General features: G+C 67.0%; 23 protein-coding genes. 15 read left to right on the top strand and 8 right to left on the bottom strand.

All coding sequences use genetic code 11. The features are described from left to right. Positions 1 to 20 precede the first annotated feature (20 nt). The 3 genes from ACK4SC_RS03160 (at position 21) to ACK4SC_RS03150 (ending at position 2207) form a co-directional block, all read left to right on the top strand. Entirely contained in the window at positions 21 to 1073 is a 1053-nt protein-coding gene (locus tag ACK4SC_RS03160; protein WP_409614729.1) for an LLM class flavin-dependent oxidoreductase, read from the top strand. Between the two features lie 169 nt (positions 1074 to 1242). Then, entirely contained in the window at positions 1243 to 1698 is a 456-nt protein-coding gene (locus tag ACK4SC_RS03155) for an AAA family ATPase (RefSeq protein ID WP_409614727.1), read from the top strand. Further along, positions 1695 to 2207, top strand: coding sequence for a metallophosphoesterase family protein (locus ACK4SC_RS03150; protein ID WP_409614725.1), 513 nt, complete (start codon positions 1695 to 1697; stop codon positions 2205 to 2207). The genes ACK4SC_RS03155 and ACK4SC_RS03150 overlap by 4 nt, the downstream gene beginning before the upstream one ends. 138 nt (positions 2208 to 2345) lie before the next feature. Here ACK4SC_RS03150 and ACK4SC_RS03145 read toward each other — a convergent pair whose 3' ends face one another. Next, a complete protein-coding gene (locus ACK4SC_RS03145; RefSeq protein WP_409614723.1) occupies positions 2346 to 4187 on the bottom strand; it encodes a gamma-glutamyltransferase family protein in 1842 nt (613 codons plus the stop codon). Between the two features lie 55 nt (positions 4188 to 4242). Here ACK4SC_RS03145 and ychF point away from each other — a divergent pair, with 55 nt between their 5' ends. Continuing rightward, the gene (gene ychF, locus ACK4SC_RS03140) at positions 4243 to 5316 is read left to right on the top strand and encodes a redox-regulated ATPase YchF (RefSeq protein WP_409614721.1); all 1074 of its coding nucleotides are present in this window, start codon (positions 4243 to 4245) and stop codon (positions 5314 to 5316) included. A gap of 101 nt (positions 5317 to 5417) precedes the next feature. Next, a complete protein-coding gene (locus ACK4SC_RS03135) occupies positions 5418 to 6026 on the top strand; it encodes a hypothetical protein (protein ID WP_409614719.1) in 609 nt (202 codons plus the stop codon). 323 nt (positions 6027 to 6349) lie between these two features. Here ACK4SC_RS03135 and ACK4SC_RS03130 read toward each other — a convergent pair whose 3' ends face one another. Both ACK4SC_RS03130 and ACK4SC_RS03125 read right to left on the bottom strand, forming a co-directional pair. After that, positions 6350 to 7294: a hypothetical protein gene (locus ACK4SC_RS03130; RefSeq protein WP_409614717.1), complete on the bottom strand. Its 945-nt coding sequence runs from the start codon at positions 7292 to 7294 to the stop codon at positions 6350 to 6352. Between the two features lie 556 nt (positions 7295 to 7850). Then, positions 7851 to 8225, bottom strand: coding sequence for a VOC family protein (locus ACK4SC_RS03125; RefSeq protein ID WP_409614715.1), 375 nt, complete (start codon positions 8223 to 8225; stop codon positions 7851 to 7853). 241 nt (positions 8226 to 8466) lie between these two features. On the opposite strand from ACK4SC_RS03125, the gene ACK4SC_RS03120 reads away from it, so the two are divergent. Both ACK4SC_RS03120 and ACK4SC_RS03115 read left to right on the top strand, forming a co-directional pair. After that, positions 8467 to 8811 carry a hypothetical protein gene (locus tag ACK4SC_RS03120; RefSeq protein WP_409614713.1) on the top strand — a complete coding sequence of 115 codons (345 nt, stop codon included), beginning with the start codon at positions 8467 to 8469 and terminating at the stop codon, positions 8809 to 8811. A 41-nt stretch (positions 8812 to 8852) separates the two neighbouring features. After that, positions 8853 to 9734 (top strand): GNAT family N-acetyltransferase, encoded by an 882-nt coding sequence (locus ACK4SC_RS03115; RefSeq protein WP_409614711.1) that lies wholly within the window; start codon positions 8853 to 8855, stop codon positions 9732 to 9734. A gap of 103 nt (positions 9735 to 9837) precedes the next feature. Here ACK4SC_RS03115 and ACK4SC_RS03110 read toward each other — a convergent pair whose 3' ends face one another. Beyond that, positions 9838 to 10416 (bottom strand): 1-acyl-sn-glycerol-3-phosphate acyltransferase, encoded by a 579-nt coding sequence (locus ACK4SC_RS03110; protein ID WP_409614709.1) that lies wholly within the window; start codon positions 10414 to 10416, stop codon positions 9838 to 9840. A 68-nt stretch (positions 10417 to 10484) separates the two neighbouring features. On the opposite strand from ACK4SC_RS03110, the gene ACK4SC_RS03105 reads away from it, so the two are divergent. From ACK4SC_RS03105 to heR, 3 genes are all read left to right on the top strand, one after another. Next, a complete protein-coding gene (locus tag ACK4SC_RS03105) occupies positions 10485 to 10868 on the top strand; it encodes a VOC family protein (protein WP_409614707.1) in 384 nt (127 codons plus the stop codon). After that, positions 10865 to 11341, top strand: a complete 477-nt coding sequence (locus tag ACK4SC_RS03100) for a luciferase family protein (protein WP_409614705.1) — start codon at positions 10865 to 10867, stop codon at positions 11339 to 11341. The genes ACK4SC_RS03105 and ACK4SC_RS03100 overlap by 4 nt, the downstream gene beginning before the upstream one ends. Before the next feature lie 276 nt (positions 11342 to 11617). Continuing rightward, the gene (gene heR / locus ACK4SC_RS03095) at positions 11618 to 12439 is read left to right on the top strand and encodes a heliorhodopsin HeR (RefSeq protein WP_409614703.1); all 822 of its coding nucleotides are present in this window, start codon (positions 11618 to 11620) and stop codon (positions 12437 to 12439) included. Positions 12440 to 12451: 12 nt separating this feature from the next. Here the strand turns inward: heR and ACK4SC_RS03090 are convergent, their stop codons facing one another. Beyond that, positions 12452 to 13213 (bottom strand): class I SAM-dependent methyltransferase, encoded by a 762-nt coding sequence (locus ACK4SC_RS03090; protein ID WP_409614702.1) that lies wholly within the window; start codon positions 13211 to 13213, stop codon positions 12452 to 12454. Between the two features lie 207 nt (positions 13214 to 13420). Between ACK4SC_RS03090 and ACK4SC_RS03085 the strand changes: the two genes are divergently transcribed. Genes ACK4SC_RS03085 through ACK4SC_RS03075 form a run of 3 tightly spaced genes read left to right on the top strand, consistent with a single transcriptional unit; the run spans position 13421 to position 15100 of the window. Continuing rightward, a complete protein-coding gene (locus ACK4SC_RS03085) occupies positions 13421 to 13849 on the top strand; it encodes a DUF1761 family protein (RefSeq protein WP_409614700.1) in 429 nt (142 codons plus the stop codon). Positions 13850 to 13859: 10 nt separating this feature from the next. Then, the gene (locus ACK4SC_RS03080; protein WP_409614698.1) at positions 13860 to 14444 is read left to right on the top strand and encodes a hypothetical protein; all 585 of its coding nucleotides are present in this window, start codon (positions 13860 to 13862) and stop codon (positions 14442 to 14444) included. Next, positions 14441 to 15100 (top strand): DUF2461 domain-containing protein, encoded by a 660-nt coding sequence (locus ACK4SC_RS03075; RefSeq protein ID WP_409614696.1) that lies wholly within the window; start codon positions 14441 to 14443, stop codon positions 15098 to 15100. The genes ACK4SC_RS03080 and ACK4SC_RS03075 overlap by 4 nt, the downstream gene beginning before the upstream one ends. Here ACK4SC_RS03075 and ACK4SC_RS03070 read toward each other — a convergent pair. Next, on the bottom strand, positions 15002 to 15985 hold the full coding sequence (locus tag ACK4SC_RS03070; RefSeq protein ID WP_409614694.1) for an EamA family transporter: 984 nt from the start codon (positions 15983 to 15985) through the stop codon (positions 15002 to 15004). The two genes, ACK4SC_RS03075 and ACK4SC_RS03070, sit on opposite strands and share 99 nt — an antisense overlap. A 40-nt stretch (positions 15986 to 16025) precedes the next feature. On the opposite strand from ACK4SC_RS03070, the gene ACK4SC_RS03065 reads away from it, so the two are divergent. Further along, positions 16026 to 16586: a MarR family winged helix-turn-helix transcriptional regulator gene (locus ACK4SC_RS03065; protein ID WP_409614692.1), complete on the top strand. Its 561-nt coding sequence runs from the start codon at positions 16026 to 16028 to the stop codon at positions 16584 to 16586. A 67-nt stretch (positions 16587 to 16653) separates the two neighbouring features. Continuing rightward, entirely contained in the window at positions 16654 to 17775 is a 1122-nt protein-coding gene (locus ACK4SC_RS03060; protein ID WP_409614690.1) for a calcium/sodium antiporter, read from the top strand. Here the strand turns inward: ACK4SC_RS03060 and ACK4SC_RS03055 are convergent. Both ACK4SC_RS03055 and ACK4SC_RS03050 read right to left on the bottom strand, forming a co-directional pair. Beyond that, complete coding sequence (locus ACK4SC_RS03055) at positions 17741 to 18559, bottom strand: SDR family NAD(P)-dependent oxidoreductase (protein ID WP_409614689.1); 819 nt, start codon at positions 18557 to 18559, stop codon at positions 17741 to 17743. The two genes, ACK4SC_RS03060 and ACK4SC_RS03055, sit on opposite strands and share 35 nt — an antisense overlap. A 71-nt stretch (positions 18560 to 18630) precedes the next feature. Further along, entirely contained in the window at positions 18631 to 19233 is a 603-nt protein-coding gene (locus ACK4SC_RS03050; protein ID WP_409614687.1) for a DUF4395 domain-containing protein, read from the bottom strand. Between the last annotated feature and the right edge of the window lie 94 nt (positions 19234 to 19327).

Here is a 19327-nt window from a genome sequence, read left to right as displayed (position 1 = left end):
ATCCATGCGTTTGCATCAGCATGACGCGCATCGGCTTTCTGTCGTTCGGCAACTGGAGCACCGTGCAGGGGTCGCTGACCCGCACGGGCGGCGACGCGATTCTGCAGGGCATCGACTTGGCCGTTGCGGCCGAGGAGGTCGGCGTCGACGGCGCTTTCTACCGCGTGCACCACTTCGTGAAGAACTACTCGTCGCCGTACCCGATGCTCGCGGCCGCGGCGGCCCGAACCTCGCGGATCGAGCTCGGCACGGGCGTCATCGACATGCGCTACGAGAACCCGCTCGCAATGGCCGAGAACGCGGCGGCCACCGACCTGATCAGTGGCGGGCGCTTACAGCTCGGCATCAGCCGGGGGTCACCCGAGACGTCGATCGCGGGTTACGAGGTGTTCGGGCACGTGCCGGGTGCGGCCGAGGGCGTGCGCGCAGACGAGACGGACGCCGACATGGCTCGCCGGCACACGGCGGCGTTTCGCGAGGCGATCACGGGGGTGGGGCTGGCTCCCGGCAATCCGCAGATGGTCGGCACCACCGGGCTGCTACCGGTGACGCCGCAGTCGCCGGGCCTCGCGCAACGCATCTGGTGGGGCGCCGGCACGCGGGCAACCGCCGTGTGGGCGGCCGAGCAGGGCATGAACCTGATGAGTTCGACGCTGCTCACCGAAGACACGGGTGTGCCGTTTGACGAGCTGCAGGCTGAGCAGATCCAGGTGTTCCGCGACGCGTGGGCCGACGCCGGGCACGCGCACCAACCACGCGTGTCGGTGAGTCGCAGCGTGATCCCGCTCATCGACGACGAGACCGAGTACTACTTCGGGCTGCACGCCCAGGCGGAACAGCGCGACCAGGTCGGCATTCTCGACGGCGCGCGCTCGCGCTTCGGGCGCCAATACATTGGCACCCCCGACCGGCTCGCGGAGGAGTTATCGCGCGACCAGGCGGTGCAGGCGGCCGACACGCTGCTGATCACCGTGCCGAACCAGTTGGGTGTCGAGTTCAACGCGCGCATCCTCGACGCGATCGTGCGCGACGTTGCCCCGGCACTGCGCGCGCCCGTGGAATCCCTGGCCTGACCACGGCGCGCCCGCCCGCCGTGTGAGCAGTGCTGGCGGCCGCGACTCTGTCCCGAACTCGTGCGGGTTTGCGCACCTCGCGCGGTTATCTGTTGACACGATCTGCGCAAACCGGCTCGATCTCGGGCCGCCGCGACCGCCTTGCGGGGCCGGTGCATAGGCTCGAGGCATGGTGCGGATCCTCATCACCGGAATGTCGGGAGCAGGCAAATCGACTCTGCTCGCCGAGCTGACGCGCCGCGGCGTGACCACCGTCGACACCGATCACGGCGGCTACACGATCGAGGACCGCCTCTGGCACGTCGAGAAGATGGATGCTCTGCTCGCCTCCCACAATGACCTCGTCGTCTCCGGCACGGTCGAGAACCAGGGCGCCTTCTATGACCGATTCGCGGCGGTGGTGCTGCTGAGCGCTCCGCTGGAGACTCTGCTCGAGCGGGTGCGCGCCCGCGAGGGCAAGGGCTACGGAAAGACGGCCGAGCAGCAGGAAGACATTCGGCGCTACACCGCCGAGGTGGAGCCGCTGCTGCGCCGCAGCGCGACACACGAGCTCGACGGACGACGCCCGGTCGCTGAGCTCGCCGACGAGATCGAGCGGTTGATGTCGGGCGGCGGTGCCGCGTGAGGCTGCTGCTCATCAGCGACACCCACCTGCCCGTGCGGGCGAAAGAGCTGCAGCCGCAGGTCTGGCAGTTGGTCGACGAAGCCGATCTGGTGATCCACGCGGGGGACTGGGTCGACGAGGCGACCGTCGACGCGCTCGCGGGGCGCGCATCCCGTCTGGTGGGCGTCACCGGCAACAACGACGGGCCCGCGATCTGGCGACGGCTCGGCGAGGTCGCCCGCGTCGAGGTCGAGGGGGTCAGGATCGCGGTGATTCACGAGACCGGTGCTGCGGCGGGGCGCGAGAGGCGCTGCGAGGAGCGCTTCGGCCCCGACTCCGCTGACCCAGCCGATCTGCTGGTGTTCGGCCACTCGCACATCCCGTGGGATACGACCACCCCCGGCGGGCTGCGCCTGCTGAACCCCGGCTCGCCCACCGATCGCCGCCGCCAGCCCGTCGGCACCGTGATGAGCGTCGAGATCGCGGATGCGCGCATCCGCTCGGTCACGCTGGTCCCGACCCCGCGCTGAGCGTGAGCCGCGGGCGGCGCACAGGCGACGTGGGTACTGACCTTCGGCGAGGTCGAGCGGGTATGCGCAGTTCGCGCCTGCGCGAACCGGCTCGAATTGCGCAAACCCGCTCGCACGAGGCGGGCCCGGCGACCAGACCTAGCGCCCGGCCGCGTACCCCTGCGCCGAGCGCGAGTTCGCCGCCGCGTACAACCACCCGCGCTCCGGATCGACGCCGACGGCGCTGAGCCTGCCGAGCGTCCACGGCCCGACCACGTCGACGGCGTGGCCGCGGGCGCGCAGTTCGGCGACGACCTCGTCGCCCACCCGCGACTCGATCGTGAGCGACGCCGGCTGTACGGTGCGTGGCGCGAACGAGGCGACCATCGCATCGGTGTGGAACATGGGGGCGTCGATCGCCTGCTGCGGCTCGAAGCCGCCTACGATGCGGCGGAGCAGGTAGAGCAGCTGCCACTGGTCCTGCTGGTCGCCGCCCGGCGTGCCGAGTGCCTCGACCACGCGGCCGTCGCGGGCGAGCAGCGTTGGTGACAGCGTCGATCGCGGCCGCACCCCCGGCGCCAGCGCCGACGGCGACGCCTCGTCGAGCCACGTCATCTGCAGGCGCGTGCCCAGGCAGAACCCGAGCGCGGGGATCGTCGGCGATGACTGCAGCCAACCGCCCGACGGCGTCGCCGAGATCATGAACCCCGAGCGGTCGACGACGTCGAGGTGGCAGGTGTCACCGCGCTGCGCTCCCGTGCGACGGTCGATCGTGGGCTCGCCCGACGCGGCCAGGGCTCCCGCCGACCCGTCAGAGGCGACGTCCGCCACCCGCACCGGCGGCATCCACGGCTCGCGCCCTCCCGGGCGGCCGGGTCGAACCTCGGTCGACGCCGCGTCACTGATCAGGGCCGCGCGCTCCCGTGCGTACGAGGGGCTCAGCAGCTCGTCGAGCGGCACCGACAGCCCGCGCTCAGCCAGACCTGCCGGGTCGGCGAACCACGCGTCGCGGTCGGCGAGCGCGAGCTTCAGAGCCTCCGTGATGGTGTGAATTCCGAGAGCCGTGCCGGGATCTAACCGCCGGTCGTCCCCGTCGGCCTCGGCCACAGCATCCAGGATCGCGAGTGTCATGAGCAGCGCCGGGCCCTGCGTCCAGACGCCCGGCTTCACCACCTCGTAGCCGCGAAACACCATCCGCACCGGCTCCTCCTCGGCGGGCTCGAACGCGGCGACATCCGCGGCCGTCAGCACCCCGGCGTAGTCGCCGCCGTCGGCGTGCCGCACCGGCGTCGCGACGAACTCCTCGACCGCCTCGCCGACCGCGCGGCTCCAGTGGTCGATGGCGGCCTGGATGCGCTCCTCGCGCGACCCGGACTGCTCGCCTGCCACGATCATCCCGTTCAGAAGCGCCGCATACGCGGCGTTCGTCACCCGCGATTGGGGCTCGGGCGCCGCTCCGTCGACCAGCCACTGGTCAGCCGACGTCGGCCAGTGCTCGGTGAACAGGGGAGCGACCCGCTCAATCACGCGGGTGACGTTCTCGTGCACGGGGTGGCCGTCGCGGGCGAGGTCGCGGGCGAAGGCGAGCACGTCGCGCACCTCCCAGGTGCCGCGGGTGGCGAGCAGATGCAGCCAGGCGACGACGGAGCCCGGCGCGGTTGCCGCAAGCGGGCCCGCGCCCGGCACCTCCTCGAGCCCGAGGCCGCGGTAGTGCTCGATTGTCGCGGCGGCCGGCGCCGCACCCTGCCCGGCGAGCACGTACGGCTCGTCGTCGGCCGGCGCGATGAGGGCCGTCAGGTCGCCGCCCGGCCCGTTCAGGTGCGGCTCGACCACGTGCAGCACGAACGCGGCCGCGACGGCGGCGTCGGCGGCGTTGCCCCCGCGCTCGAGCACCGAGTTCGCCGCGGCCGTCGCCAGGTAGTGCGTGCTGGCCGCCATACCGAAACTGCCGCGCAGCTCGGGGCGGGTGCGGTCGGGGGAGGGCGGCGTGAACGCGTGCATCCCGCCACCGTAACCCGCGCATCCGGGCAGTCTCCCGAAGGTAGGCTTGCCCCCCGTGGCCCTCACCATCGGAATCGTCGGACTGCCCAACGTCGGCAAGTCCACCCTGTTCAACGCCCTGACCCAGAACGACGTGCTCGCGGCGAACTACCCGTTCGCGACGATCGAGCCGAACGTCGGCGTCGTCGAATTGCCGGATGCGCGCTTGCAGGTGCTCGCCGGCATCTTCAACAGTGAGCGCATCCTGCCGGCGACGGTGTCGTTCGTCGACATCGCCGGCATTGTGAAGGGCGCGAGCGAGGGCGAAGGTCTCGGCAACCAGTTCCTCGCGAACATCCGCGAGTCGGACGCGATCGCCCAGGTCGTGCGCGCCTTCACCGACGACGACGTCGTGCACGTGGCGGGCAAGGTCGACCCGGCCAGCGACATGGAGATCATCAACACCGAGCTGATGCTCGCCGACCTGCAGACGCTCGAGAAGGCGATCACCCGGTACGAGAAGGAGGTGCGCGGTCGCAAGCTTGACCCTTCCGTTCTGGATGCGGCGCTCGCCGCCAAGGCGCTTCTCGAAGGCGGCACGACCCTGTCGGCGGCCGGCTTCGATTCCTCGCCGCTGCGCGAGCTCGGCCTGCTGTCCGCGAAGCCCTTCATCTACGTCTTCAACGTCGACGAGGGCGTGCTCGGCGACAGCGCCCGCATGGAGGAGTTGGCGGCGCTGGTCGCCCCCGCCCAGGCCGTTTTCCTCGACGCGAAGATCGAGAGCGAGCTGATCGGGCTCGACCCGGACGACGCGGCCGAGCTGCTCGCCTCGACCGGCCAGACCGAGAGCGGACTGAACCAGCTCGCCCGCATCGGCTTCGACACCCTCGGCCTGCAGACGTACCTCACGGCCGGCCCGAAGGAGTCGCGCGCCTGGACGATCGGCAAGGGCTGGAAGGCCCCGCAGGCCGCCGGCGTGATTCACACCGACTTCGAGAAGGGCTTCATCAAGGCCGAAGTCATCTCGTTCGACGACCTCGTCGAGTGCGGCTCGGTCGCCGAGGCCCGCGCCAAGGGCAAGGCCCGCATGGAGGGCAAGGACTACGTCATGCAAGACGGCGACGTGGTGGAGTTCCGGTTCTCAAGCTGATTCGCGATCAGCCGATTCGCTAAGCAAGGACGCTGATCTGGACTCCGATCATCGCGCTTCCGGTCCGGCAATACAACCAGTCGCTGGGGCATGATTGAGGCATGGACATCGTCTCAGCGCTGATAGCCGTCTCGCCGGTGCTGCTTCCCCTCGTATCTGCCTTGGCTGGTGTTCTCACCGGTGGCTTATTGAGCCGTAGCAATGAGAAAAGCAAGCGACTTGGCGAACTCAGCCGTGAAATTGTCCTGGAGTCGCTCGACCAGGCTTACGCGATGGAAGATGCGATGAGCACGTTCACGTCGAATGCGCCTCGCGGTGGTTCAGATCCGGAAGCCGATGCCTTGGCAGCGGAGGCGATTGGTCGCGTAATGATGCTTGACCAGGAGATGAGACGCATGCGAGGCCGAGTGTCCCTAATCGGATCACAAGCCGTGATCGACTCTTTCTCGCATTTCGATAATGCCATACACGACTACATGGACGAGGTCGCGCGACAGATGAACTCGGATGGGATATTCCGCGGAGCAAAGGCACAAGAGTTTCTTGATCGCTACTCGGATGCTCTCGACGACTACGTCAATCAGGCGAGGCGACTACTTGGGGTCAAGGGCCGCGTAGAATCTCGTCATCGCAGATCGTTCGACGCTGTGCAGGTTGAGTCCACCGCGCCACCAGAGGTCGATCCCAATTCCTCGGTTGTTCCTGACTAGTCACACGCGCTCTGCGCTCAGTGAGTTGTGGGCACACGGGAGCGGCGAAACAAAACTCTCCTCTACGCGATCTTTGCGGCTGCTCTCAGCAAACCGCTGATTCAGTCGCCCAGCGAGACTCCGGCGAATTGGGCGAAGCGCCAGGCGAGACCACACCTGCGCTCATGCCTATCTCTGACGAAACGTGGTCGAGTTCCGCTTCAACCTGTAGCGGTCGCGATGGTCTAGGCCCGCGCGGCCGATACTGAAATTTCGGCCGTTCGCAACCGCGACCGAGAAGGCTTTTGGGCGCGGTCGTGCTCGGTCGCAACGCAGATGTGACGTCAGTCGTCACGCGTGAGTTCGCGTCCGAAGCTGATCTCTGAGTAGGAGTCCTTATACACGTCTGGAATATGCCAGTCAGGGAAGACTTCCGGGCTCCCATTGATCGCCACGACTCGAGACCAACTGTCTGTCTTGATTGCCGATCGGTCAGCTTTAGATTCGGGGGCAGCCTCCGAAACACGCACGATTGGTGTAGTAACTGGTAAGCCTTCCGACCATTCAGCGAGTTGCCATAGGACGCAGCGAGTAGCGAGAGCGGTCAGGGTAAAGACAAAAGCCTCAGGTGGAGCGATATAGTCCCAGCCTGGACCATCGCGGAAGGTGTGTTTAACTGATCCGAGCGGGACCGCGCCTCTTGAAGAGGCCGGGCCAAATAGTACGACGCGGATAGGGCCACCTTCGTGCGTCACGGTTCGCCACCCATAAGGTTGATGTTGGTCTGGATGGTCGAGTACCGCTCGGAAAGCCCGCGCCTGTTGAAGGATATCGAAGTGACCGGGAGCTTCGAAGCGCGCGTTTAGCCACTCGACGAACTTGCTCATGCTGGCAGTGGGTGGCTGCCCGAAAACCGGCGGAAACCGCGCAGTCGCGGCGGCCAGCGTCGACAAGACAGAGTAATGCGTCAGGAAGAACGCCTCCGTAGCCTCAAATAACTCCAGCTGTTGGTGCGGCTCAATGCCACCTTGCTCCCGGTGGTGCTTGGGGAAGCGCTGTCGGAGTTCTTCAATGGAATCGAGCTTCCTCCTGAGTCGCGCTATGGCTTCGTACAAGTTCTGAAGACTTTGCCCTTGCAGCCCCGTCACCTGGAGCTTGTCGATCCAGCGGAACCACTCGTCGACCTCTTCCGAGCCGATGTCCCAAGGATTGTTTTGGCCGACGGGTCTCCGCGCCGAGTCCTGCGAGGCAGGACGTGCTCGCTTTCGGCTGCGCTTACGCTTCGACATTCGGCCTCCATTGGCAACGCTAGCAAAACTCGATACGTTTGCGTGTTTTTGCGGTGGGCGACGAGCGCACTGTTGTTGGGTGTTTTGACCGCCTCTCGGCCGCGCACGAGGCCGACACTGGTCGTTGGGAAACGCATATGGCCGGATCGAGTGCTTATACAAGCTGGCAATCGAATGGGATGATTGCCTGGCGAATATGCGTTAGCGGGGCCGGATCGAGGTAGCATTTCCCTGCGTCCATCGTGATTTAAGCATCCAAGTTTCCGGCAGCATCGAGTGAGACATCGATGTCCATGACCGCGCTATTAACGGGATCCATAAGCGCTCTGAAAAACGGCTAGAGGCGGTTGCCTACGGGCCGGGGCTTGCGGCCGAAATGCTCGCAGAGTGCAGGTCGGGTTGCAACCGCAACCTCGCTTCTTTGTTTACTCGGCGAATCTGTCGCCGAGAGTTGCGTCTCGAGTCATGTTTCGAATCGATGCAACGTCGTCGAGTTCCGGTTCAACGTGTGAACGGTGACTCGCGGTGATCCGCGAGGTTGACGATGCGAGCGCTGTCAGCGCGTGAAACCGCTCCAGCCCGCGGCGTCGATGACACAGAAGCGGTTGCCCTCCGGGTCCTCCATGATGACGTAGTCCGCGTCAGCGGGCCGGCCGTCCCATTGCACCTCGCGGGCGCCGAGGCCGGAGAGCCGAGCGATCTCCGCCGTTTGATCCTCCGCGTAAAGGTCGAGATGGATGCGTGGCGGGAGGGTCCGCCCGCTCGGCATCACGTTGAGCGACACGTTTGGACCCCGCCCATCCCGCGCATGCAGCAGGGCGAAGTCATCATCGTGCGGCACGCGGACCACATAGTCCAACGCGGCCGTCCAGAACGCTTTCTGACGCTCGAGATTCTCGACGCGAATGACGATTGACCCAACGACAATCATGGCCACCACGGTATCCGGCACCGATGTCGCCCGCTACCGACAGGGGAGTCGGCGGCATCGTTTGATGGCCGGTGCCGAAGAGCCTCGGCAACAAATTCGGGACACTGTGTCGGTCGTGCGCCCACAGGCCCCAGGTAGGCGAAGCGAAACGGTGATACGTAGACCGCTGATTGCAATGTAACCCGGTCGAGTGCCGCTTTACCGTGTAGCGCAACCCTCGCCTCTCTCGTAGGATGGCGTGATGGATCCTCAGACTACCCGCCGGAGTCGTCTTGCTTCGAGGATTCTGCCAACGCTCTGGGCCGTGGGCGTCACGTGGCTACTGCTCGTGCTCGCCCAGTTCCTTCCGATCGTGTGCGCGCCGGTGAATCCGTGCCCCGATCCTGAGGTTCGGGTTGCCCCCGCTCTGATGTTCGGCGGGTTGCTGCTGTTGCCCGCAGCGAGCCTCATCGTGACCGCGTGGGCGGAGCGTGGGTGGGCGTGGTGGGTGCGCCTCGTTCTGTACATCGTGCTGGGGGGCTTGGCCGTTGTCGGTCTAGGCGCGGTGCTGTTCGCTGGAGGTTTCAGTGGCGGGTTCCCGGTCTAGTGCGTGGTGCAGTGATGTCACCCACCACATCGCGACGACGAGTGCCGAAAGTCGTCGCCTACGTGGTACACCACGACAAATTGCTCGTCTTCACGCATGACGATGTGCCCGTCGAGGTCGCCGGGGTGCAAGTTCCTGCGGGGACGATCGAGCCGGGGGAGGATCCTGCCTACGCCGTCGTTCGCGAGGTAAGGGAGGAGACGGGCATCGAGACTCGAGTCGTAGGGAAACTCGGCGTCGAGCAGTATGACGTGTGGCCGTCAAAGGCAGAGCTTCACGAGCGGCACTTCTTTCTCCTCCAACCGGTCAGCGAGGTGGTGCCCGAGCAATGGACCGCAGGAGAGGACCGCCCGGGTGACGGTGGATCGCGTCGGTCGTGGACGTGCTGCTGGATCCCTCTCGAGCAGGCGCACGTGCTTTGCGCTGGTTTCGGGGCAAAGCTCGGCGCGCTTGACCGTGGCGGCGACCGTCAGATCGAGGTGCGCCCGTGTAGGGCTGCTGAGCTTCCGCTTCTGATGGAACGCGAGGTGCCCGGCGCAGACATCGCCTCCCGTCAGTTCGCGCGTCAGCAGGATGGTGAGGGTGTGCTTCTGGTCGCCTGGCTCGGTTCAGAACCTGTGGGTTCGGGGGAGGTCGTGTTCACCGACCCTCCAGAACTCCGCAATCTTCATGTCGAACCGGCGCACAGGGGCCTGGGAATCGGCACGGCTCTGCTCGACGCCGCAGAGCGCATGAGCGTCAACCGGGGAGCGCTGTCTGTGGGCGTCGGTCCGGACAACGTGGATGCGCGACGCCTTTACCTCAGGCGCGGATTTGTCCCGACAGGGCGACACGAAACAACCACGTACCGCTACCGCGACGCGGATGGGGTCGAACGCGAAGCGATCGAGACGGATGAGATCCTGATCAAACACTTGGCCTAGAGCCGACCCCGAAGGCACGCCGAAGGTTGCACCGCACGCGCAACGTTGCACGTGTGCTGCAACGTTCGGCGTGCCTCGCCGAATCTCGGCGCGGGCGCGAGGTCTACTCCGCGCCGAGCTCCTCGCGCAGGCGCGGCTCGACCCGGTTCGCCGGCACCGCCCCCGACTTGTCGGCGTAGAACGCGCGGATGCGGTCCATGTCGGCCGGAATGTCACCCGTGAGCTCGAACGTCGGCCCGAGCCCCACCGTCATCGTCGTGCGGTCCACGTAGCCGAGCGTCACCGGCAGCCCGGTCTCGCGCGCGATCCGGTAGAAGCCCGACTTCCAGTACGAGTGACCCTTACGTGTGCCGTCGGGCGTCACCACGAGCCCGAACACCTCGCCGGAGCGGATGCGGTCGACCACTTCCTGCACGACGCGACCGGGAGCATCCCGGTCGACGGGGATACCGCCCCAGCTGCGCATGATGGGCCCGCGCCAGCCGCGGAACAGGCTCTTCTTGCCGAGCCACCGAATGTGCATGTCGAGCTTCCACGCGATGCCGAGCATGAACACGAAGTCCCAGTTCGACGTGTGCGGGGCGCCGATCAGCACTGTCGGACGGTCGGGCGCGGCCTCGGTGACGAGCTTCCAGCGGCTGAACGTCCAGAAGATGCGGGCGACGAGGCGACGTACGAACACGCCTCAAGCCTAAGTTGCCGTGTGGGGACGCCCTGTCGCCGAGCGCGCGACGGCGCTAGCGTCGGGGAATGATCACGGGCATCCACACCATCGTGTACAGCGACGACCCGGAGGCGACGCGCGCCTACTTCCGCGACGTCATCGGGTGGGAGTTCATCGAAACCTCCCCGGGCTGGCTGATCTTCGCCACCGGTCCCAGTGAGGGCGGGGTTCACCCGCGCACCTGGCCCGGCCAGGAGACCCCGTACGATCAGCGCCACGAACTCTCCTTCATCTGCGACAACCTGGATGCGACGCTCGTCGAGTTGCGGGCAAACGGCGCGGTGATCGACGAGGAGGTCTGGCAGCGCGAATACGGGCGAGGCCTCAGCATCGCGGTTCCCGGCATCGGACGAGTGATGCTCTACGAGCCGAGCTACGAGCCTGCGTGGGAGGGGGCAGCAAGGCGGTGACGCCGACGCCAGCGCGCCCGGGAACTCGCCCACGCGTCTCGACCGAGGGCCCGCAGCGGCAGCTGGAGCAGCACTCGCCACCCGCCATCTGGGGCGAATTCGTCGCGGCGGTGTTCGCGCTACCCGGCGTCGTCGAGGGGCACAGCGCGGTCTCTCCCGCGTCGAGCCGTGCGGTGCATGTCGATGGGGTCGACGCCCCCAGTGAACCTGGCCGCTCGCTGGCGCCGATGGGGGAGAGGTTCGAGCCGGTGCACCTCCACGGCGTCGAGGACACGTCGGTGCATCTTGTGTTGCCGCCTATCCGAGGCGCTGAACTGGTGGACCTCGGCTGGGCCGAACCGCATCAATATGAGGATCACGGCACGGAGTTCCTCATTTACGGCCCACGAGACGCGGCCGAGCTACGGATCATTGTCGACATCGTGAGGGAGTCGCTCGCCTGGAGCGTCAATCGCCTGGGCCGGGAGGCATGAGCGACATCCTTCGCGAGCCGGCGGAGGCGGACGTGGCGGCCATGACGCGCCTCGTCCACGCCGCCCATTCCAAACACGACACTGCGGCTCCTGCGCACCACCTTCGTGCGCTCTCTACGCGCGCTGGGGATCCCTCGACCGTAAAGCCGCGCACTGACCACGGAAGACCTACGACAGCGTCGTGATGGCGCGAGAACTCCGCAGTACGAATGACCGTCGCTTTCACGACCCGGACTGCTAGCGTTCGCCTCACCCACTGAACGAGGGAGATTCAGCATGGCCCGTGCATCCCGATCAGCGCCCGAACGCACCGCCGACCAGAAGATTGGCCGCCTGCGCATCTACAACGTCGTCGCCGGCAGCCTGCACCTCGTGCAGGCGATCGGCTTCGCGATTGTGCTGACCATGCTCAGCACGCAGGTGACCTTCGCGGTCACGGCTGACTACCTTGCCGGCCCTCCCGGGTTCCCGATCCCGCCCGAGCGGGTCGAGCTGTTCGACGTGAACGTTGGCGTCGGCGTCGTGGCCTTCCTCGCGCTCAGCGCCTTCTTCCACTTCCTCATCTCGTCGCCGGTGTTCTACGGCCGCTACAAGGCCGGGCTGATGCAGAACCGCAACTACTTCCGGTGGATCGAGTATTCGCTGAGCTCATCGATCATGATCTGGCTCATTCTCGCCATCAACGGCGTGACCGACATCGGCGCCCTCTTTGCGCTGTTCAGCGCGAATGCGGCGATGATTTTGTTCGGCGCGCTGCAGGAGAAGTATGAGCAGCCCGGATCCGGCGGCCTGCTGCCGTTCATCTTCGGGTCGATGGTCGGCATCGTTCCGTGGATCGTCGTCGTTATCTACTTCCTGCGCATCGGCAGCGAGTCCGACGTCGAGACCCCGGCCTTCGTCGTCGGCATCGTCATCTCACTGTTCGCCTTCTTCAACACCTTCGCTGTCAACCAGTGGCTGCAGTACAAGCAGGTCGGCAAGTGGAGGGACTACCTCGTCGGCGAGCGCGCCTACATCACGCTGAGCCTCGTCGCGAAGACGGCGTTGGCCTGGCAGGTGTTCTCGGGCGCGATCATTCCGGTGCTCACCGAGGGGTAGACGACTGCCGCACTAGCTCCTGCGGTAGATGAAGATTTCGGTTCGCTGGGGCAACGTCAGCGTCTCTAACCCTCTAATGGAGGGATTGGCGTCCAACATTGATTCGATGTCCGTGAGCATCGCTGAACGAGCCGACTCGTTGGCCGCAAGATACGTACTCACGGTCGTCCAACGTGCCATGTAGTCCGCTCGCGAGATCAGTTCCTGCCACGGGACGACATGCTGAGACTCGAACGCGAATCCGGGTAGCCGGGGCGGCTCGCGACCTACGGACTGCGAATCACCCTCCCGATCTCCATCGGCGTCGGACGCTTGACCGCTGTGCGCGATCTTGTAGGCCTCGACATCCCAGACGCAGGTGGGGTCGGGGGTGTTCCAGAGCAGACCGAGTCGACCACCGGGAATCAGAACGCGACGGAACTCTGCGCAGGCGGCGTCAGCGTCAAACCAATGAAACGCTTGTGCCACAGTGATGAGGTCGAAGACCTCATCCTCGATAGGCAGATCCTCGGCGCTTCCGCTTCTGCAGTCGACGCTCGGAAGGTTTTTCGCGAGCTCGCGCAACATGGAGGCAGACGGGTCAACAGCGACCACGGTCCGTGCGCGGTCGACAAGCAACCTCGTGAACTTTCCAGTGCCCGCGCCGACATCGAGAGCGCGTTTCAGGGGCACGGGTGCAAGCAGTGTCGCCGCCTCGGCTGGGAATCCTGGCCTGTGGGCGTCGTAGTTAGCGCCGCCGATTTCGAAACTTCGCGCAAGTTCGGACTCGGTCACCACGACACCGTAAAGGACGAGGTCGACCGGCGCGGAGCGGCCCGCGGCCTGGCGCGTATGTGCTGCCGGCGGCATGTGCCGTCAGGGGCACATACGCGAAACGCACACACCTCCTCCCGCGCGACCGTCAACGACCGTTGACGATCCGACCCCCACCGACCCCTCACCCCTCGCACAACCCACCCCCGCGGGTCTACGCTCACGCTCATGGAGCTCATCCCGATCAACTGGCTCGCCGTCGGCGTTGCCTTCGTCGTCGTCTTCATCGCCGGCGCCGTCTGGTTCGGTCCGAAGACTTTCTTTCCCGTGTGGTGGCGCGCGCTCGGCAAAGACCCCGACGACATGGGCAGCTCGGGCGCCAACATGGCCGTGATCTTCGGCGGAACCGCCGTTGCCGCGGCCGTGCAGGTCATCGGCATTGCCGTCGCCATCGGCGTTGCCACCCTCGCCTTTGGGCCGGTCGGTCCGCTAGGCGGGCTGCTCATCGGCCTCACCCTCGGCGTCGTCTTCACCGCAGCCGGGTCGCTCTCGCACCGGCTGTTCGGGCTGCAGGGCTTCCGGGTGTGGCTGATCGAGGTCGGCAGCGACGTGCTCAACTACGCCCTCGCCGGGCTGATCATCGGGCTGTTCGGCTAACCTGCCCGGCGTGACGCCGCAGCCACCCGCCGCCTCCGCCGATCCGGCCGAATGGATGCACGCTGACGACCGCGCGGCCGTCACCGACGCGATCGCGCGGCTCACCGCCGCCGCACACCCCCACGATTACTTCGGCACGACGATCGGCCCCCGCAAGACGCTGGGGATCATCCCGCGCCGCCAGACCTACCGACGGGCCGGGGTCGGCTGGCGTCTCGGCGTCGTCGCCGTCGACACCGCGGGTGGGCTGTACGCGGTTGGTCAGATCGTGCGCGCCACGCGCCAGGTGCTGCCCGGCCACCAGGCCGAGTCGGCGCGCGAGCGCCGCGCGCTGAAAGAGCAGCTCGTCGACGTGGGCTTCCCCGACGGCGCCACGGTGCTGCTCGACGCGACGCTGATCACCGGCGAGGCGCCGACCGCCCCCGGCCCGACCGTCGTGCGCGACGGCCGCGTCCTGGTGCGCTGGATGCCCACTGCCCCCGACAGCGCCCTGATGCCCTTGCCCACGTACCTGGCCGAGCGGACAACCCTCGCCCTCACACCGGGCGACCCCGACCGCGCCCAAGCCGCCGGCCACGAGACGGAGACCCCGTGACCTTCACCGGCTTCGACCCGGACGCGCCGCGCTTCTACGCTGAGCTCGCCCAGAACAACACGCGCGAGTGGTGGCAGCAGAACAGGGAGCGCTACGCCGAGACGGTGCGCGGCCCCGTTGAGCGACTCGCCGACGTGCTCGGCGCCGAATTCGGCCCGGTCAAGATCTTCCGACCGCACCGCGACGTGCGCTTCAGCGCCGACAAGCGACCCATCAAAGACCACATCGGCTTCGTGACCACGCCCGCCGACGGCACCGCCCACTACGGCCAGCTGAACGAGCACGGGTTGATGCTCGCCGGCGGTGTCTACCAGCCGAGCCGCGACCAGCTGCGCCGCTTCCGTGCCCTCGTCGACGACAACCGCCTCGTCGGCGACCTCGAAGCCACGCTCGACGAGCTCGAGGAGCACGGCTTCACGATCATGACCGACGGTGCCCTTGCGACCGCGCCCCGCGGCTACCCGCGCGACCACCCCAAGATCGAGCTGCTGCGCCTGACGAGTCTGGCGATCGCGCAGACGCACCCCATCGACGACTGGATGTTCGGTGACGACGCGCTACGCCGCATCCTTCAATCGTGGCGTCTCGTCTCGACGTGGAATGCGTGGCTGATCGACAACATCGGCCCCGCCGTCAACCCGGCGGCGGCGCGATAGCGGGCGACGCGCTCGGCGCAGACCGGCCACCACGGCGGCCCGCACGGGCGCCTGGCCGATCAGGATGCCCGCGAACACGAGTCCGATGCCGCCCAGCTGCAGCGCCGTGAGCGTCTCGCCCGCGAGGGCGACCCCGAGCAGCACCCCGGTGACGGGGTTCAGCAGTCCGATGAGCCCGACGGCCCCGGCGGGCAGCTTCCGCAGCCCGAGGTTCCAGCCGACGTAAGCGGCGAGCGTCGCCACGAGCGACAGGTAGGCGAAGGCGCCGACTTCGCTCGCCGTGACGGGCTGCGGCGCCCCCTCGACGATCAGGGCAACAGGGATGATCGCGACCGCTCCCATGGTCAACTGCCAGGCCGTCATCGGCAGCAGGGGAGCGCTGCCGCTCCAGCGCTTCGTGAAGATGAACCCAACCGACGACATCAGCATGGCGGCAAGCGACGCGAGCACGCCGCCGATGTTGACGCCGCCCGAGCCGGTGGCCAGCAGCGCGACGACCCCGGCGAAGCCGAGGCCGGCCCCAACGAGCGAGAACAGCTGGGGCTTTTCGCGAATGACGCCCCAGGCGACGAGCATCATCGCCACGGGCGCCATCGCCATGATCATCGACGCGATCGACGAGGGAAGCAGCTGCGCCGCGACGTAGATCAGTACGAAGAAGGCACCGATGTTGAGCACGCCGAGCACGAGCGACCGCCACCACCAGGCGCCGCGCGGCAGCACGCGCACGATGAGCAAGAGCAGCAGGCCGGCGGGCAGGGCGCGCCAGACGGCGCCCCAGAGCGGCGAGTCGGCGGGCAGCCACGTCGAGGTGACGACGTAGGTCGAGCCCCACGCGACGGGCGCGATCGCCGTGATGAGCATCCAGCGCCAAATATTTTCCATGGAAGACATAATATCTTCCGGGGAAGGTAATATTCCCGGGGTGAGCAAACTCCCAGCCACCGGCGCCCGGCCACACGACGATGCCCGCTCCCACGACCGCGTGGCGAGCATCCAGGCCGAGTGGCGCCGCGAGCGCCCCGACATTGATCCGAGCCCGCAGGGGCTGATCGGCCGACTTCACCGCCTCGCCGCGCACCTCACGGTCGAGCTCGACAGCGTCTACCGCGAGTTCGGGCTGTCGACCGGAGAGTTTGACGTGCTCGCCGCCCTTCGTCGTGCTGGCGAGCCGTATGAGCGCACCCCCGGCGAACTGGCCGAGCGAACGATGATCACCAGCGGCGGGCTCACGAAGCGCTGCGACCGGCTCGAGGTGGCCGGGCTCATCGAGCGTCGCGTCGCGGAAACCGACCGCCGCGGTCGCGTCGTTGCGCTCACTCCCGACGGGCTCGACCTCATCGACCGCGCCTACGAGGCGCACATGCGTAACGAGCACCGTCTCGTCGCCGCCCTCGACCCAGATGACCGAGACGCGCTCGCCGGGACCCTTGCGCACTGGCTCGCGCAGTTCGAGGCGCCCGAGTCCGGTACGCCGGAGCCGTGATGCGGGGGCGAGTGCGCCCCCTGTATTTCTGAGACACGCGCCCTGCCGCCACCCCTAGACTCCGGGCGTGGATCTTCTCGACGTTGGCCGAGTCGTGCTCGGTCTCGCCCTGCTGGTCGGTGGAGGCGAAGCGCTCGTGCGCGGCGCATCAACCCTCGCAACCCGGCTGGGCATCGCCCCCCTCATCGTTGGCCTGGTGATCGTGTCGGCGGCGACGAGCGCACCCGAACTCTCGGTGACGGTCGGGGCGGTTCTCGCCGGCGATCCCAGCCTGGCCGTCGGCAACGTCGTCGGGTCGAACATCGCCAACGTGCTGCTCATCCTCGGCATCTCGGCGCTGGTTTTGCCACTCATCGTCAAGCGGCAGCTCGTTCGCTTCGATCTGCCCGTCATGGTCGGCATCTCGATCCTCTTTCTCGCTCTCGTGATCGACGGCGAGATCAGTCAGCTCGACGGGGTGATTCTGTTCCTCGCGGCAGCGGTGCATGTCGGCGCGAGCTTCTGGTTCAGCAAGCGCGACCCTGAGCTGGCGGCAACCGTCGACGTGCCATCGGCGCCCTCGAAGCTCTCACCGCTCGCGCAGACCCTCGTGGCGATTGTTCTCGTGCTCGTCGGCATCGGACTGCTCGTGCTGGGGGCGCAATTCCTCGTCACGGGTGCGTCGAACATCGCGGCGAGCTTCGGCGTTTCCAGCCTCGTGATCGGCTTGACCGTCGTCGCCATCGGCACGTCGCTACCCGAATTGGCGACGTCCATCGTCGCGGTGCGTCGCGGTGAGCGCGACATCGCGGTCGGCAACATCGTGGGCAGCAACATCTTCAACATCGGCGTAGTGCTCGGGATCCCGGCCATGATTTTCCCGGCCGGAATCCCCGTCGCGCCGGCAGCAATCGCGCTCGACATTCCGCTCGCGCTCGCCGCCGCGATCGCTCTCGTACCGATCGCCTTCACGGGCTTCGCGATCGCCCGCTGGGAGGGCGGCGTCTTTCTCGCGCTCTACGTCGCGTACGTCGCCTACCTGGTGCTGGATGCTGTCGGTCACGATGCGCTGACCGGCTTCACCGCCGTCATGGTCTACTTCGTGCTGCCGCTGCTTGCCACAACCCTCGTGGCCGTCACGGCCTACGAACTCGGATTGCGGCGCGGCAGGCGCGCTAGCCCAACAGATTCTTCATCTGCGAGTAGATAAGGCCGGCGGCCCTCTTCGGGTTCAGCCGCGACAGGCGAGACATGATGCGCGCATCCTGGCCGATGAAGATCTCGTAGCTGCCCTTTTCGATCGCCTCGATGATCTGGCGACCCGCTTCGACGGGGGTGGTCGTCTTGCGCGCCTTGTCACCCGCGGCCGCCATCATCTTCTTCATCTCGTCTTCGGTCATCACGCCGGAGTTCATGCTGATGTTCGTGCCGATCGCGCCGGGGAAGACACCGGTCACACGCACCCCGGTCTCCATGAGTTCCGAGTGCAGGGCACGACTCAACTGCGCGACAGCGGCCTTGGTCGCGCCGTACACGCCCTGGCCGGGCACGGGTGCGTACGCCCCCATGCTCGCCACGTTGACGAGGGTCGCCTCGGGGCGGGCGATCAGGTGCGGCAAGAACGCCTTGACGGTGTTGAGAACCCCGTACAGGTTCACGTCGATGACGCGCTCGATCTGGTCCCACGCCAGGTCGTTGATGGGCACGAACTTCTGGATGATGCCGGCAATGTTCAGCAGACCATCGATGTGGTGGTGTTCGGCGATGATCGCCGCGGGCAGGGCGGCGACGGCGTCGCGGTCGGCGATGTTCACGACGTGCGTCGTCACGCGCCCGGGAAGCCCGACGGCGAGCGCAGCCGTCTGCTCGAGGCCCTCCTCGCTCACATCGAGGGCCGCGACGTGACCACCCTTCCGGGCGATGCCGAGCGCTACCTCGCGGGCGATGCCGTTGCCCGCGCCCGTGATGACGAAGACTTTGCCGCTGATCTGCATGATGCTCCTTGACGGTGAAGCGGCACGTGGTCGCGCCTACGAGTCAGGCTATGCGGCATTCGGTGACCGGGTCAGGGTCCAACGTCCCGACTGTGGAGCGTGGCGGAGGGGGCGCCGATTCGGTGCGGCTCACCGCGGCGCGGGGGGCTGTACGTGCAGGTGTCGCCCGAGCAGAGCGTCGGCTTCTCGCGAGCGAAGCGGCGAGCGAGCTCGCAACCGAGGCAGAATCCGAAGGCTGCCTCGGCGAAGAGCAGCGCAAGGCAGATCGCACAGATTGTCTGCGCAACGACCGGAGCGAGGCCCAGCCAGCCGAGCGCGACGCAGCCGCTGAGCGCCATCCCAAAGCCGAGCATCCACGCGACCGTCTTCGAACGCGCGTCGACCCATTCGGGGCGCTGTCGTCGTGTGATCAGACTGCCGATCGCCAGGGTTGGGGTCCAGCGGGTTCCGACGAACACGCGCAGGTACATCTCGAGCGCGAAGACGATCCCGAACGCCTGCAGGGACCGCAGGTCACCGGTGAGCACGCTGTAGTGCCACGCGCTGAATCCGGCGAGGAAGAGGATGCCCGCCGACGCGCGCACCGCGCGCTCGTTGACGACGGGAACATCGATTCCGATGACCCACTGGCCGATCACGGGGTGCGGGCGCCGGTCAGGGAGGGGTGTGGACACGCATCCAGTATACCCCTAGGGGTATAGGGCCGTGCGGGTTGCGCGCCGCACGGTCGGGACCTTTGACCCTGGATCCCGGCAGCGCGGCGGCGTA

Source organism: Microcella sp. (genome assembly GCF_046293215.1).
In the GTDB taxonomy this organism is placed as follows: domain Bacteria; phylum Actinomycetota; class Actinomycetes; order Actinomycetales; family Microbacteriaceae; genus Microcella.
This window is presented reverse-complemented; position numbering and strand designations above follow the sequence as displayed.

What these genes read in the sequence shown, in the direction of transcription:
- ACK4SC_RS03160 (WP_409614729.1), top strand. Translation starts at nt 21, where the DNA reads ATGACGCGCATCGGCTTTCTGTCGTTCGGCAACTGGAGCACCGTGCAG.
- ACK4SC_RS03155 (WP_409614727.1), top strand. Translation starts at nt 1,243, where the DNA reads ATGGTGCGGATCCTCATCACCGGAATGTCGGGAGCAGGCAAATCGACT.
- ACK4SC_RS03145 (WP_409614723.1), bottom strand. Translation starts at nt 4,187, where the DNA reads ATGCACGCGTTCACGCCGCCCTCCCCCGACCGCACCCGCCCCGAGCTG.
- ACK4SC_RS03135 (WP_409614719.1), top strand. Translation starts at nt 5,418, where the DNA reads ATGGACATCGTCTCAGCGCTGATAGCCGTCTCGCCGGTGCTGCTTCCC.
- ACK4SC_RS03130 (WP_409614717.1), bottom strand. Translation starts at nt 7,294, where the DNA reads ATGTCGAAGCGTAAGCGCAGCCGAAAGCGAGCACGTCCTGCCTCGCAG.
- ACK4SC_RS03125 (WP_409614715.1), bottom strand. Translation starts at nt 8,225, where the DNA reads ATGATTGTCGTTGGGTCAATCGTCATTCGCGTCGAGAATCTCGAGCGT.
- ACK4SC_RS03120 (WP_409614713.1), top strand. Translation starts at nt 8,467, where the DNA reads ATGGATCCTCAGACTACCCGCCGGAGTCGTCTTGCTTCGAGGATTCTG.
- ACK4SC_RS03105 (WP_409614707.1), top strand. Translation starts at nt 10,485, where the DNA reads ATGATCACGGGCATCCACACCATCGTGTACAGCGACGACCCGGAGGCG.
- heR (WP_409614703.1), top strand. Translation starts at nt 11,618, where the DNA reads ATGGCCCGTGCATCCCGATCAGCGCCCGAACGCACCGCCGACCAGAAG.
- ACK4SC_RS03085 (WP_409614700.1), top strand. Translation starts at nt 13,421, where the DNA reads ATGGAGCTCATCCCGATCAACTGGCTCGCCGTCGGCGTTGCCTTCGTC.
- ACK4SC_RS03070 (WP_409614694.1), bottom strand. Translation starts at nt 15,985, where the DNA reads ATGGAAAATATTTGGCGCTGGATGCTCATCACGGCGATCGCGCCCGTC.
- ACK4SC_RS03055 (WP_409614689.1), bottom strand. Translation starts at nt 18,559, where the DNA reads ATGCAGATCAGCGGCAAAGTCTTCGTCATCACGGGCGCGGGCAACGGC.